Annotated in this window: 7 protein-coding genes and 1 rRNA gene; 2 read left to right on the forward strand and 6 right to left on the reverse strand. The window is 71.8% G+C overall.

Translation table 11 applies throughout. The features are described 5' to 3' along the window. Positions 1 to 55: 55 nt before the first annotated feature. From ACFVYI_RS12210 to ACFVYI_RS12225, 4 genes are all read right to left on the reverse strand, one after another. Positions 56 to 919, reverse strand: a complete 864-nt coding sequence (locus ACFVYI_RS12210; protein WP_387883911.1) for a helix-turn-helix domain-containing protein — start codon at positions 917 to 919, stop codon at positions 56 to 58. Positions 920 to 1196: 277 nt separating this feature from the next. Then, positions 1197 to 3905, reverse strand: coding sequence for a DNA translocase FtsK (locus ACFVYI_RS12215; protein WP_387883914.1), 2709 nt, complete (start codon positions 3903 to 3905; stop codon positions 1197 to 1199). 123 nt (positions 3906 to 4028) lie between these two features. Further along, positions 4029 to 4664 carry a two-component system response regulator gene (locus tag ACFVYI_RS12220; protein ID WP_387883916.1) on the reverse strand — a complete coding sequence of 212 codons (636 nt, stop codon included), beginning with the start codon at positions 4662 to 4664 and terminating at the stop codon, positions 4029 to 4031. A 379-nt stretch (positions 4665 to 5043) separates the two neighbouring features. After that, complete coding sequence (locus ACFVYI_RS12225; RefSeq protein ID WP_387883946.1) at positions 5044 to 9651, reverse strand: HAMP domain-containing protein; 4608 nt, start codon at positions 9649 to 9651, stop codon at positions 5044 to 5046. Between the two features lie 467 nt (positions 9652 to 10118). On the opposite strand from ACFVYI_RS12225, the gene ACFVYI_RS12230 reads away from it, so the two are divergent. Together ACFVYI_RS12230 and ACFVYI_RS12235 are read left to right on the forward strand one after the other, a co-directional pair. Continuing rightward, entirely contained in the window at positions 10119 to 12680 is a 2562-nt protein-coding gene (locus ACFVYI_RS12230) for a SpoIIE family protein phosphatase (RefSeq protein WP_387883918.1), read from the forward strand. 384 nt (positions 12681 to 13064) lie between these two features. Further along, positions 13065 to 13628, forward strand: a complete 564-nt coding sequence (locus ACFVYI_RS12235) for an acetate uptake transporter (protein WP_387883920.1) — start codon at positions 13065 to 13067, stop codon at positions 13626 to 13628. A 108-nt stretch (positions 13629 to 13736) separates the two neighbouring features. Here the strand turns inward: ACFVYI_RS12235 and ACFVYI_RS12240 are convergent, their stop codons facing one another. Continuing rightward, entirely contained in the window at positions 13737 to 14588 is an 852-nt protein-coding gene (locus tag ACFVYI_RS12240) for a phosphatase PAP2 family protein (protein ID WP_387883923.1), read from the reverse strand. 95 nt (positions 14589 to 14683) lie between these two features. After that, positions 14684 to 14771, reverse strand: a 5S ribosomal RNA gene (gene rrf, locus ACFVYI_RS12245); the annotation flags it as partial.

The following is a 14771-nucleotide window of genomic DNA, read 5'->3' on the forward strand; positions in this document are numbered from 1 at the left end:
GGAGGCCGCGCGCCTCGGATTACCAGATCTTCACCGGGCCGCACGACCCCTGCGATCAGCCCGCCTGCGGGTCGCCAGGGGTGTACGTGACGTGCACCACCTGGCCGTTCTTCCCCGCCGGACCGAGATCCTTGCCGTTGACGTACACATGCACGGCACCCGCGTTGCCGATCACCAACTTGATCTGCTTGGGGTCGGTGAAGGTCTGGTCCTGACCTTCCTCGATGTTGTTCTGGAAGAGCGACTTGCCGCTGCCGTCCAGCGCCGAGACCCAGCTGGTGTCCTTCTCGGCGACCAGCTTCACGGTGACCTTGTCGGCCGGTGCGGCCGCGATCGCCGCGGCGCTGGGCGCCGGGGCGGGCGGCTGGACGCTCGGCGAGGTGGCGGGGGCGACCGAGCCGGTGCCGGAGCCGCTGGGCAGCGGCGCGCTGGCGGAGCCGGTGGTCGAGCCGCCGGTCTTCCCGCTCACCAGGTTGAAGCCGATCAGGGCGACCACCGCGAAGATCGCGGCCACCATCGCGGCCGTCCAGTTCGGCCGGCCTCGGCCGGGCACCTTGATCGGCCCGCTGTCGATCAGCTGGGTGGGCCGCTTGCCGGCGGGGGCGCCGCCGTGCGCGGCGTCGTAGCGCGCGACCAGCGCCTCGCCGTCCACGCCGACCGCCCGGGCGATGGCGCGGATGTGGCCACGGGCGTAGAAATCGCCACCGCATCGGGCGAAGTCGTCCTCCTCGATGGCATGCACGATCGGCACCCGGACCCGGGTGGCGGTACTCACCTGATCGACCGTGAGTCCGGCGTCGATCCGGGCGACGGACAGCACCCGGCCGATGCTCGGGGCATCGGTCGCGTGCTCCGCGGCGCCGGGAAGTTCGGCGGACGACGGGGCGTTCTCGCGGTCGGGGGACTTGCCGATGGTCACGGGGCACGCCTTTCGAGCGGATGGCCACCTGCTGGAGAACAGTCTAGGGGCGGGGGCGGAGCGTTTCTCAAGCGGAACAGGACCGAATGCGCACGCCCGCCCGATTCGGGTTCCGATCGGCCACTGAGCGGCCGTCAGGGCGGGGGCCGCCGTTCACCGAGGCCGTTCCTTCCGCCCTGTGACGCGGTGCACGTCCGATCGGTTCCGCACACCGCGCCTACCCTCCTCCGAACGAGTGAACACCCCCGCGGGGGCGCGCTTCGTCCGGTGCGGCCGGTCAGCCGCGGATGCCGACGATGACCCCGTCCAGCTCGTCCGGTTTCACCAGGACGTCGCGGGCCTTGGAGCCCTCGCTCGGGCCGACGATCCCGCGCGACTCCATCAGGTCCATCAGCCGGCCGGCCTTGGCGAAGCCGACCCGCAGCTTGCGCTGGAGCATGGAGGTGGAGCCGAACTGGGTGGAGACGACCAGCTCGGCGGCCTGGATCAGCAGGTCCAGATCGTCGCCGATCTCCTCGTCGATCTCCTTCTTCGGCCCGCCGCCGACCGTCACGTCGTCCCGGTAGACCGCCGTCAGCTGGTCCTTGCAGTGCTGGACCACGGCGGCGATCTCCGCCTCGGTGACGAACGCGCCCTGCATCCGGATCGCCTTGCTCGCACCCATCGGGAGGAAGAGCGCGTCGCCCTTGCCGATCAGCTTCTCCGCACCGGGCTGGTCCAGGATGACCCGGGAGTCGGCCATCGCCGAGGTGGCGAACGCCAGCCGGGACGGCACGTTGGCCTTGATCAGTCCGGTGACCACGTCCACCGAGGGCCGCTGGGTCGCCAGCACCAGGTGGATGCCGGCCGCCCGGGCCAGCTGGGTGATCCGGACCACCGAGTCCTCGACGTCGCGCGGGGCGACCATCATCAGGTCGGCCAGCTCGTCGACGATCACCAGCAGGTACGGGTACGGGGTCAGCTCGCGCTCGCTGCCCAGCGGCGCGGTCACCTTGCCGGCCTTCACGGCCGCGTTGAAGTCGTCCACGTGCCGGAAGCCGAACGCGGCGAGGTCGTCGTAGCGCAGGTCCATCTCGCGCACCACCCACTGGAGGGCCTCGGCGGCCTTCTTGGGATTGGTGATGATCGGCGTGATCAGGTGCGGGATGCCCTCGTACGCGGTCAGCTCGACCCGCTTGGGGTCGACCAGCACCATCCGCACCTCGTCCGGAGTGGCCCGGGCCAGCACCGAGGTGATCAGGCAGTTGATGCACGACGACTTGCCGGCGCCGGTCGCGCCGGCCACCAGGATGTGCGGCATCTTGGCGAGGTTGGCCATCACGGTGTGGCCCTCGACGTCCTTGCCCATGCCGACCACCATCGGATGGGTGTCCTCGGCGGCCGTGCGCGAGCGCAGCAGGTCCCCGAGGTTGACCATCTCGCGGTCCCGGTTGGGGATCTCGATGCCGACCGCGGACTTCCCCGGGATCGGGCTGATGATCCGCACGTCCGGGCTGGCCACCGCGTACGCGATGTTCTTGCCGAGCGCGGTGATCCGCTCCACCTTGACGGCCGGGCCCAGCTCGACCTCGTACCGGGTGACCGTCGGCCCCCGGGTGAAGCCGGTGACCTTGGCGTCCACCTTGAACTCGGCGAAGGTGCTCGTGAGCTGGGCGACCACCTCGTCGTTGAGGGCGCTGCGGGCCTTCGCCGGACCGCCGCGCTCCAGCAGGTCGAGCGGGGGGAGCGCGTACGTGATGTCCCCGGAGAGCTGGAGCTGCTCCATCCGGGCCGGCGCCGGACCGTGCTCCTCGGGGGCCGGCTGGCCGCCGCTGCGGGCGGGCGGCACCGCGGCCTCCTCCGGCGGGGCGGTGCGGTCCTGCACCTGGTGCATCATGTCCGCCACCGCCGAGGAGGCGGGCACCCCGTAGACCAGCGCGCCGTCCAGGTCGGCGGCGGCGCCGGCGGCGAGGTCCCGGGTGGCGTACGGGTCCTGCGGCTCCTTGGTGAACGGGTCCTTCGCGAGCATGTCGGGGACGCCGGAGGACAGCTCCGGGTCGTCCAGCTGCTTGCGCCGGCGGCGGCGCCGACGGGCGGCGATCTCGTCCTGCGGGGTGTCACCGTCGGTGTCCACGGTGAACGGCAGCGCCGAGGGATCCGCGTCCTCCGGCGGCTCGGTGGAGAGCTCGCGCTCCGGCGTACGCCCCTCGGCGAGCGCGTCCTGCGGGCCGGCCTCGACCACGCCGAGCCGCACTCCGGCGGCGCGCAGCCGCTCGGGGATCCGGTTGACCGGGGTGGCGGTGGTCACCAGCAGGCCGAAGAAGGCCAGCAGCAGGAGCAGCGGCACCGCGAGCGGCGGTCCGGCGGCGGCCATCATCGGGGTGGAGACGGCCCAGCCGACGATGCCGCCGGCCGCCCTTATCCGGGTCGCGCCGCTGCCCATCATGGGCGCGCCGCACCCGATGTGGACGAGACCGAGCACGCCGACCACCAGCGCGCTCAGACCGATCATGATCCGCCCGTTGGCCTCCGGCAGCTCCGGGTGACGCATCAGCCGGACCGCGACCGCCGCCAGCAGGAACGGCACCAGCACGTCCAGGCGGCCGAAGAGCCCGGAGACCACGTTGGTGGCCGCCTCGCCGAGCCAGCCCTGCGGGCTGAACCAGGTACCGGCCGCGGTGACCAGCGCGAGCGCGAACAGCAGCAGGCCGATGCCGTCCTTGCGGTGCGCCGGGTCCAGGTTCTTGGCACCGTCGCCGAAGCCGCGGAAGACCGCGCCGACCCCGTGCGCCAGGCCGAGCCAGACGGCCCGGACGGCCCGGAAGAGTATCGGCCTCGGTGCCGGTGGGGCGGGCGGCGCGGGCTTGGCCGCCGCCTTCTTCGCCGGGGCGGCCTTCTTGGCGGCCGCCTTCTTCGCGGCCGGCTTGGCCGGAGCCTTCGCCGCGGCCTTCTTGGACGGTCCCGGACTCGAGTTGCGTGCCGCGCTTCCGGGCGTACGTGTGGCCATGGCTCAGCAGCCTACCGGGGCCGACCACCTGTGCCCATGCGCCGAGCCGGGGTGCCCCGACGTGTCGCAGACACACCGTCACACCGGTCCGGTTTCACCCGGACGGACGATCCCGGACCGCTGCTACTCCACCCCTGGGCGCAACGCGTCCAGCGCCCGCCGCAGGCCCGCCAGCTTGCGCTCCAGGTGCACCGCGGTGGCCGCGACCCCGCCGTCCTCGGTGCCGTCCAGCTGCTTGACGAGCGCCTCGGCCTGCTCCTCCACCGATGCCAGCCGCGCCGACAGCTCGCCGAGCAGCGCACCGCCGATGGCCGGCTGCTCGCCGCCCGCCTCCAGTTGGAGTCGCAGCAGCGCGGCCTGCTCCTTGAGCTGGCAGTTCTTCATGTAGAGGTCGACGAAGACGGAGACCTTGGCGCGCAGCACCCACGGGTCGAAGGGCTTGGAGATGTAGTCCACCGCGCCCGCCGCGTAGCCGCGGAAGGTGTGGTGCGGCCCGTGGTTGATCGCGGTCAGGAAGATGATCGGGATGTCCCGGGTGCGCTCGCGCCGCTTGATGTGGGCGGCCGTCTCGAAGCCGTCCATCCCGGGCATCTGGACGTCCAGCAGGATCACCGCGAAGTCGTCGGTGAGCAGCGCCTTGAGCGCCTCCTCACCGGAGACCGCGCGCACCAGCGTCTGGTCCAGCGCCGAGAGGATCGCCTCCAGCGCCAGCAGGTTCTCCGGCCGGTCGTCGACCAGGAGGATCTTCGCCTTCTGCATTACGACCCGCCCTCCTGTCGCCTGCCTGCCTGGGGAAGGCACTCGCACACTGCCCACCACTACCCCGGTCATGCTAGCCGCACCCCCTCGCCCGGCACATCGCCCCGTCGCAACCTGATCCGGGACAACGCGCACGCAGTGCCCCGGCGCACGCTCACCAGCGAGTTGCCATCCGGTCACTGTTCGCAACGATCGGTGACCCTACCGGGTTCCCGGCCCTCCCCGCCAGCAAACCGCGCCCCGAAAGGCGCGAACCCCGGAGCGGGCTCCGGGGTTCGCGCCCCCACGGCTCGGTGGAGCACCGCGCCGCGGGGAGCGCCGGCGCGACGGCTTCGCGCGTCATCGGCCCGGCGGCCCAGCGGCTCGACGGCGAGGGACGCTAGGACTTCCGCGCCGCCAGCCACTCGTGCATCACCGTCAGCAGGTGGTCGGTCTCCACCGGCTTGGTGATGTGGTCGGTGGCACCGGCCTCCAGGGACTTCTCCCGGTCCCCCTTCATCGCCTTGGCCGTCAGAGCGATGATCGGCAGCCCGGCGAACTGCGGCATCCGGCGGATCGCCTCGGTCGTCGCGTACCCGTCCATCTCCGGCATCATGATGTCCATCAGGACCAGCGCGACGTTCTCGTGCTGCTCCAGCATCTCGATGCCCTCGCGGCCGTTCTCGGCGTACAGGACGGTCAGGCCGTGCTGCTCCAGGACGCTGGTGAGCGCGAAGACGTTGCGGACGTCGTCGTCCACGATCAGCACCTGCTCGCCGCCGAAGCGGGTGTCCACCCGCGAGGGCTGGCGGGCCGCCTGGCCGCCGACCGGAAGCCGGCCCTCGACCGGCCCCTCCAGGGCGGCGCGACGGCGCTCGACGGCACCGCGGCGGCGCTCCTCGGCGAGTTCGCGGACCTCCTGGGCCCAGTGGTCGGCCGGGTTCTCGCCGACCGGGACGGGCGTGCCGGCCGGGGTGACCCCGACCGAGGCCCGGATCGTCGGGACGTTCGGCGCGGACTGCGGCGCGACCTCCCCGCCCTCGGTGCGCAGCGGCAGGTAGAGGGTGAACGTGGAGCCCGTGCCCAGCTCGCTCTCGGCGTGGATCTCGCCGCCGAGCAAGCGGGCGATCTCCCGGCTGATCGAGAGCCCGAGACCGGTGCCGCCGTACTTGCGGCTGGTGGTGCCGTCGGCCTGCTTGAAGGCCTCGAAGATCTCCCGCAGCTTGTTCTCCGGGATGCCGATGCCCGTGTCGGAGACCGAGAAGGCGATCAGCGGGTCGTCCGGGCCCTGGATCGCGCCGGCCTCCAGCAGCCGCTCCCGGACGTGCTGCGGGACGTCGGGGCCGGCCGGACTGATCGAGAAGTCCACCGCGCCGGAGTCCGTGAACTTGACCGCGTTGGAGATCAGGTTGCGCAGCACCTGCTGGAGCCGCTGCTCGTCGGTGTGCAGGGTGACCGGCAGCGCCGACGAGACCCGCACGGAGAAGTCCAGGTTCTTGTCCAGCGCGACCGGCTGGAAGGTGGCCTCGACGTAGTCGACCAGCTGGACCAGGGCGATCCGGGCCGGGCGGACGTCCATCTTGCCGGCCTCGACCTTGGAGAGGTCCAGGATGTCGTTGATCAGCTGGAGCAGGTCGGACCCGGCGCCGTGGATGGTGTCGGCGAACTCGACCTGCTTGGGCGAGAGGTTGCCCTCGTTGTTGTCGGAGAGCAGCTTGGCCAGGATCAGCAGCGAGTTGAGCGGGGTGCGCAGCTCGTGGGACATGTTGGCGAGGAACTCGCTCTTGTAGCGGGAGGCCAGGGCGAGCTGCTCGGCGCGCTCCTCCAGGACCTGCCGGGCCTCCTCGATCTCACTGTTCTTGATCTCGATGTCGCGGTTCTGCTGGGCCAGTTGCTCGGCCTTCTCCTGCAGCTCCTCGTTGGTCCGCTCCAGTTCCTCCTGGCGCGCCTCCAACTCGGCCGATCGCATGGAGAGTTCGGCGGTGAGCCGCTGGGACTCCAGCAGCAGGCCCTCGGTCTTGGTGTTGACGCTGATGGTGTTGACCGTGACACCGATCAGATCGGCGATCTGGTTGAGGAAGTCCAGCGCGACGGTGGTGAAGGAACTGAAGGTGGCCAGCTCGATCACGCCCAGCAGCCGGCCCTCGAACAGCACCGGCAGCACCACGATGTGGGCCGGCGAGGCCTCCCCGAGGCCCGAGGCGATCTTCAGGTACCCGGGCGGGGCCTCCTTGAGGATGATCGAGCGCTTCTCCACCGCGGCCTGGCCGATCAGCGACTCGCCGGGCCGGAAGGTGGTCGGCATCGCCCGTCGCTGGTAGCCGTAGCTGCCGATCAGCCGCAGCACGGTGTCGTTCTCGTCGTCGTCCTCGGTGATCAGTTCGGCTGTGCGGCCGGCCGGCTGGGCCAGGAAGAAGGCGCCGTGCTGGGCCGAGACCACCGGCGTCAGCTCGGTCATGATCAGCGAGGCGACCGCCTCCAGGTCGCGGCGGCCCTGCAGCAGACCGGAGATCCGGGCCAGGTTGGTCTTCAACCAGTCCTGCTCCTGGTTGGTCCGGGTGGTCTCGCGCAGGTTGGCGATCATCTGGTTGATGTTGTCCTTGAGCTCGTCGAGCTCACCGGAGGCGTCCACGTCGATCCGCAGCGAGAGGTCGCCCCTGGTCACCGCAGTGGCGACCTGGGCGATCGCGCGCACCTGCCGGGTCAGGTTGTTGGCCAGCTCGTTCACCGACTCGGTGAGGTCCTGCCAGGTGCCGTCGACCCCGGGCACCCGGGCCTGTCCGCCGAGCCGCCCGTCGGTGCCGACCTCGCGGGCCACCCGGGTCACCTCGTCGGCGAACGACCCCAGCTGGTCGACCATGATGTTGATGCTGGTCTTGAGCTCCAGGATCTCGCCGCGCGCGTCCACGTCGATCTTCTGCGAGAGGTCGCCGCGGGCCACCGCAGTGATCACCAGCGCGATGTTGCGGACCTGACCGGTCAGGTTGTTCGCCATCAGGTTGACGTTGTCGGTCAGGTCCTTCCAGATGCCGGCCACACCCGGCACCCCGGCCTGGCCGCCCAGGATGCCGTCGGTGCCCACCTCGCGGGCCACCCTGGTCACCTCCACCGCGAAGGCGGACAGCTGGTCGACCATCGTGTTCAGGGTGCCGGCCAGCGCCGCCACCTCGCCCTGCGCCTCGATGGTGATCTTCTTGGAGAGGTCACCGCTGGCCACCGCGGTGGCCACCTCGGCGATGTTGCGCACCTGACTGGTCAGGTTGGACGCCATGAAGTTGACGTTGTCGGTCAGGTCCTTCCAGATGCCCGACACCCCGCGCACCCGGGCCTGGCCGCCCAGGATGCCCTCGGTGCCCACCTCGCGCGCCACCCTGGTCACCTCGTCGGCGAACGCCGAGAGCTGGTCGACCATGGTGTTGACGGTGGTGACCAGCTCCAGGATCTCGCCGCGGGCGTCGACGGTGATCTTCTTGGAGACGTCCCCGCGCGCGACCGCCGTGGTCACCTCCGCGATGTTGCGGACCTGGCTGGTCAGGTTGTTGGCCATCAGGTTGACGCTGTTGGTCAGGTCCTTCCAGGTGCCGGAGACCCCCGGCACGCTCGCCTGACCCCCGAGGATGCCCTCGGTACCGACGTCCCGGGCGACTCTGGTCACCTCGTCCGCGAAGGCCCCCAGCTGGTCCACCATCGTGTTGATGGTGTTCTTCAGCTCCAGGATCTCGCCCCGCGCGTCCACCTGGATCTTCTGCGACAGGTCGCCCTTGGCCACCGCCGTCGTCACCTGCGCGATGTTGCGCACCTGATCGGTGAGGTTGTTCGCCATGAAGTTGACGTTGTCGGTGAGGTCCCGCCAGACCCCGGCCGCGCCCGGCACCTGCGCCTGACCGCCGAGGCGGCCCTCGGTACCGACCTGGCGGGCCACCCGGGTCACCTGCTCGGCGAAGCCGGAGAGCTGGTCCACCATCGTGTTGATGGTGTTCTTCAGCTCCAGGATCTCGCCCCGCGCGTCCACCTCGATCTTCTGCGAGAGGTCTCCGCGCGCCACCGCCGTCGTCACCTGCGCGATGTTGCGCACCTGGCCGGTGAGGTTGTCGGCCATGAAGTTCACCGAGTCGGTGAGGTCCCGCCAGACCCCCGCGACACCGGGCACCTGTGCCTGACCGCCGAGGCGGCCCTCCGTCCCCACGTCCCGGGCGACGCGGGTGACCTGCGCGGCGAACCCGTTGAGCTGGTCCACCATGGTGTTCACGGTGTTCTTCAGCTCGAGCATCTCACCGGCCACCTCGACCGTGACCTTGCGCGACAGGTCGCCCTTGGCCACCGCCGTCGTCACCTGCGCGATGTTGCGCACCTGCGCGGTCAGCCGGCCGGCCATCGTGTTGACCGAGTCCGCCAGGTCCTTCCAACTGCCCGAGACGCTGCGCACCTTGGCCTGGCCGCCCAGCTTGCCCTCGGTGCCGACCTCGCGGGCCACCCGGGTCACCTCGTCGGTGAACTCCGACAGCTGGTCCACCAGCCCGTTGACCGTCCGGCCGATCTTCAGGTACTCGCCGCGCAGCGGGTGGCTCACCCCGTTGCTGTGCAGCGAGCGCAGCTCCATCTTCTGGTCCAGGTCGCCCTCGGCGATCGACGCCAGCACCCGGCCCACCTCGGCCATCGGCCGCGCCAGGTCGTCGATCAGCGCGTTGCAGTTGTCGACGGCCGCCATCCAGGCGCCCTCGCCGGCGCCCGTCTCCAGCCGCTCGTTGAGCCGGCCCTCGCGGCCCACCGCCCGCCGGACCCTGGCCAGTTCACCGGTCAGGTGCTGGTTCCGCTCGGCGACCTCGTTGAACACCGCGGCGATCTCGGCCAGCGGACCGTCGCCCGGCACGGTCAGTCGGCGCCGGAAGTTGCCGTCGCGCATCGCGGTCAGCGCGGCCAGCAACTTGCGCAGCTCGGCCGGCTCCGCCCCGCGGCTGTGGTTCGCTCGCCGGCCGGCCGCGCTCCGCGGCGCGGCCCCGGACCGCACACCACGCTGGGCGGGCGGCGTCGTACCGGTTGCGTCCTTGGTGGCCGAACTCAACGGGCCCCTCCCAGATCGTGAACTGTCCGGTGACCTCAGTGCCCCGTTTTCGGGGCGCGAAGCCGCACCGGCCCGGCGCAAACAGCGTCCCGGTGACCTCGCGGCCCACCGGAACCCGCATCGACCGTACTGCTCCCACGGGCGTCACGGACCCCCCAGTCTGGCAGCACTGGCGCCGGGTATACGGCCGGTTGCGCTCGGTTGGTACCGCCCCGACCGAAACAGGTGGGCAGAATCACCCTCAGGTGCCTGTTTCGGCGCCCCGCCCCCACGGGGAACCAACCGGAAAGTAGGGTGGAGCGCTGCACCGGGCCACGACCCGACCCAGCGCCGCCGCTCACCCCGCCGGCGCGCACGGGGAAGTCGGCGCCGCACCCGGACAGCCAAGGCCAGAGCAGAGGAGAAGTGGCAACGTGGTCACCGCGCGCGCAGCCGCCACCTTCGAACCCGTCGGCCGGTCGGCCTCGGCCGCCCGCTCCTTCGTCCGGGACGCGCTGCTGGGCTGGGGCCTGCCCGAAATCGTCGACGACGCCGTGGTGCTGGTCAGCGAACTCGTCACCAACGCCGTCGTGCACGCCGGCACCGCCGCCGAGGTCTGTTGCCTGCGCGAGGAGGGCACCGTCCGGATCGAGGTCACCGACCACCACCCCGAACGCGGTCTACCGTCCTTCGCCGACGTCCCCGTCACCGCCTCCGACCGCTACGCCGACCCCGACGGCGAGGGCGGCCGCGGCCTGCTGATGTGCTCCGCCCTCGCCGAACGCTGGGGCGTCGAGTACTCCGCCGGCCGCAAGACCGTCTGGTTCCGCCTCGCCCTGCCCGCGCACGTCACCGGCACCCGTTACGCCGTCCCCGCCACCCCGGGCAGCGAGCTGCCCAGCAGCGCCGGCCCGGTCCACGTCGCGGTGGTCCAGCTCGACGACGACGGCCGCGTACTCGCCTGGAACCCGGACGCCGAGGCCCTGTTCCAGCACCCCGCCGACACCGTGCTCGGCCGTCCCTGGGCCGACCTCGCCGTCTGGCCGCAGGGCCCCGGGACGGGGCTCGGCCTGGCCGCCACGCTGCGGCTGGCCCGCTGGGAGGGCAGCTACGGCCTGCGCCACGCCGACGGCCGGACCACCGAGGTCTACGGCCTGCAGGTCCGCATCCGCGACACCGAGGGCATCCCCTCCACGCTCTGCCTGCTCGTCCTCGAACCCGACCGCGCGGTGCTCCGCTCCCCCGCCCGGGCCCTGCCCGGCGACAAGCCCGACCCGACCGGCTCCCGGCTCGACCTCCTCGCCGGCCCCGCCGCCACCGACGACCTGGACACCCTGCTCCAGCGCACCGTCGAACGCGCCCGCGACCTGCTCGACGGCGACGCCGCCTACCTGCTGCTGACCACCGACGACGAGACCGAGTTCGAGGTCCGCGCCGCCACCGGCCTCACCGCCGGACACCGCCGCCACACCCGCTTCCCCGTCGACACCGGCAACCGCTACGACTCCGCCCGCCTGCCGTCCGTCCACGAGGACCTCGCCACCCGACCCACCGGCCTGCCGGTGCTCAGTGGCAGCGGCATGCGCTCACTGCTCACCGTCCCGCTCAAGGTCGAGGGCCGGCTGATCGGCTCACTGGGCATCGCCACCGCCGTGCCCGGCCGCTACGACAACGAGGACGCGCTGCGCCTGCAGTTCGCCGCCGACCGGGTCGCCCTGGCCATCGAGAGCACCCGGCTCACCGAGCTCGAACGGCTGCGCCGCGGCTCGCTCTCCTTCCTGGTCGAGGCCTCCGACCTGCTGGCCGGCACCCTGGAGCACGAGCAGACGCTCGCCCTGATGGCCCAGATGGCCGTCCCCACCCTCGCCTCCTGGTGCGCCGTCTACACCAACGGCGACCACGGCGCCCCGGCCTCCCTCGCCTTCGTGCTGCACGAGGACGAGGACCGCATCGACCCGCTGCGCGACCTGCTCGACAAGACCGCCGCCCCGGACTCCGGGCCCACCCACGGCGCCCGCTTCTGGGCGGCCCCGGCCGAGACCGCCCGGGCCAGCGGACTGACCGAGAACCCCGAACTCTCCGGCCTGCTCGGCGAGACGGTCGTCCTGCCGCTGGCCGCCCGCAACCGGGTCATCGGCCTGCTCGCCCTCGGCGTCCCGGCCGGCGTGAGATTCCGCCAGGAGATCCTGGAACTGGCCGAGGACCTCTCCCGCCGCGCCGCCCTCGCGCTCGACAACTCCCGCCTCTACTCCGAGCGCACCGCCACCAGCCAGGCGCTGCAACGCAGCCTGCTCCCGCCGGACCTGCCCGAGATCCCGGGCGTCGAGGTGGACGTCTACTACCAGGCCGCCGGCGAGGGCAACGAGGTCGGCGGCGACTTCTACGACCTCTTCACCATCCGCGAGGGCACCTACGGCTTCGCCATCGGCGACGTCTGCGGCACCGGCCCCGAGGCCGCCTCCGTCACCGGTCTGGCCCGGCACTCGCTGCGCCTGCTCGCCCGCGAGGGCCTGGACGCCCCACAGGTCCTCAGCCGGCTCAACGCGGCCATCCTGGACGAGGGTTCGCGCAGCCGCTTCCTCACCCTGCTCTACGGCGAGCTCACGCCCCGGCCGGACGGCAGCACCGAGCTGTCGATGGTCTGCGCCGGCCACCCGCTGCCGCTGCGGCTGCGCACCGACGGCCAGGTCGACCGGGCCGCCACTCCGCAGCCGCTGCTCGGGGTGATGGAGGAACTCGACCTGACCGCCGAGCACTTGGTGCTCGCTCCGGGCGAGGTTCTGCTCTGCGTCACCGACGGCGTGACCGAACGCCGTGAGGGGCGGCGGATGCTGGGCGACGACGGCCTGGCCGAGGTGCTCACCGGCTGTACCGGGCTGACCGCCGGCGCGGTCGCCCTGCGGGTACAGCGGGCCGTCGAACGCTTCGCCCCGGAGCCGCCGTCCGACGACATGGCGATCCTCACGCTGCGCGTACCCACCCAGCGCCCGGGCTGACCGGGCCCCGCGGTCGGCGGGCCGCGCGCTGCGACCGTCGACCCGCCGCGTGGCCGACGGTTCCGTGGTCGAGCGCCTCCATGGTCGAACGGCTGTGTCCGCCGGGCGCCCACAGCTGGCCGCCCGTGAGCGTTCCACAGCTGACGACGCCACAAATTGTGCGATTCACAAGGGTACAAGCCAGTTCGGCCGGGTACACCGATCTCACCGGGGAATCCCCCGGCGGGGACACGACCAGCAGTTCTTCCGCTGGCCCATCATTCTGACCGCAGCCGTCGCACGCTCCTGTCGTGCGCCCTCGGCGCGGTCGCGCGCATCCACCTCATCGAACATCCTCAGCGGTTCACAGCGCCCTGCGCGCGCCCAGAGTGAAAGGAGCCTCCGGTGAGCAACGACGCTACCGGGGCACAGAACGCCCGCTCCACCGGAGCCGACGCGGGGAACCTCGGTTACCTCGCCCTCGGCCTGACTCTCCTCGCCTACGGCCTCCTCTCCACTGGCATCTTCAGTGGCACCGGGGTCGGGGACTCCGCCCATCTCGCCCACCTCCTCGGCGGCCTCACCCTGTTCATCGCCGGCATCTGGCAGCTCCGCAACGGCGAGGGCTTCACCGGAACGGCGTTCACCAGCCTCGGCGCCTTCTGGGCCACCTGGTCGGCCGCCGGCGGGGCCGGCAAGAACGCGGCGGGCCTGTTCCTGCTCATCTGGGCCCTGCTGGCGCTCACCCTCACCGCCGCCGGCTGGAACGCCGGCCTGTTCAGCCGCGCGGTGTACGGCCTGCTGACCGTCTCCCTGGTGCTCTCCGCCATCGCGACCTTCAGCACCTCCGGCGGCCTCGCCAAGTTCGCCGGCTGGGTCGCCGCGGCCTCCGGGCTGGTCGCCTGGTACTGGGCCACCGCGGCACTGACCAACAGCGCGTGGGGCCGGGCCGCACTGCCGGTCAAGTAACGTCCGACGCCGCGACGCCGGTGGGCCGGACCTCCCCGGGTGGGGAGGTCCGGCCCACCGGCCTGTCGTACGGTCCGGGCGGTCGGGCCGTTCGCACCGCGCCTGCGGTCACCTGCCGGTGGTGACGTGCTCCCCCGCCCGGGCATCGGCCACCGCGGCATCAGGACGGACGGCCGCCCGACGGCCACGCCAGCGGCCGTAGCCCGCCTGGACGGCGTACGCGAAGAGCAGGATCACCACAGCCACCAGGCCGTCCGCCCAGAAGTGGTTGGCCGTGACCACCACGACCGCGACGGTCACCACCGGGTGCAGCACCACCAACCAGCGCAGCGGGCTCCGCGACACCTTGATCACCGCCACCGCCGCCAGAACGCACCAGGCCACGTGCACCGAGGGCATCGCCGACAGCTGGGCGACCTTGACCATCCCGCCGACCGTGCCGCCGTACACCGACTGCCCGTACTCCGCCGCGACGTCCACGAACCCCTCCTGCGGCAGCATCCGGGGCGGCGCCACCGGGATGAACTGCACCGCCAGGCAGATCGCCGTCGTGATCACGACCGTGTTCCGCACCCACGCGTAGCGGGCCCGGTGACGTACGAAGACCCAGAGCAGAACCGCGATCATCACCGTGAAGTGCATGGCGGCGTAGTAGTAGTTCGCCGCCTTCACCACCGCCGGGCAGGACGTCACGGCCGCCTGCCACGACGCCTCGTCCGGCAGCCCGACCGCGAGCTCAGTCCGGTGGATCCAGCTCGCCCGGTCCAGCGCGTGCTCGGCGCTCATCAGGGAAAGATGCCCGACCAGCTGCCAGAGCGCGAACAGCGCCAGCAGGGTGCCGGCCTCCCGCAGCAACGCCGACAGCGGCGCGCGCCGCACCCGGGAGGCCGCGTACGCGCCCCCGTAGAGAGCGACCGCGGCGCCCCCGGCGGACTGCCAGGTCAGGGTCAGGTTCTGCAACGGTTCGCGCCTCTCCACCGAGCGGGTTGTGCTGGCAGAGACGTTAACGCAAAAAGACCCCCTCCCGAACGGGAGGGGGTCTTTTTGGAATGATTGTTCGGCGGCGTCCTACTCTCCCACAGGGTCCCCCCTGCAGTACCATCGGCGCTGTGAGGCTTAGCTTCCGGGTTCGGAATGTAACCG

This window comes from Kitasatospora sp. NPDC058218, from assembly GCF_042882445.1.
Classification (GTDB): Bacteria; Actinomycetota; Actinomycetes; order Streptomycetales; family Streptomycetaceae; genus Kitasatospora.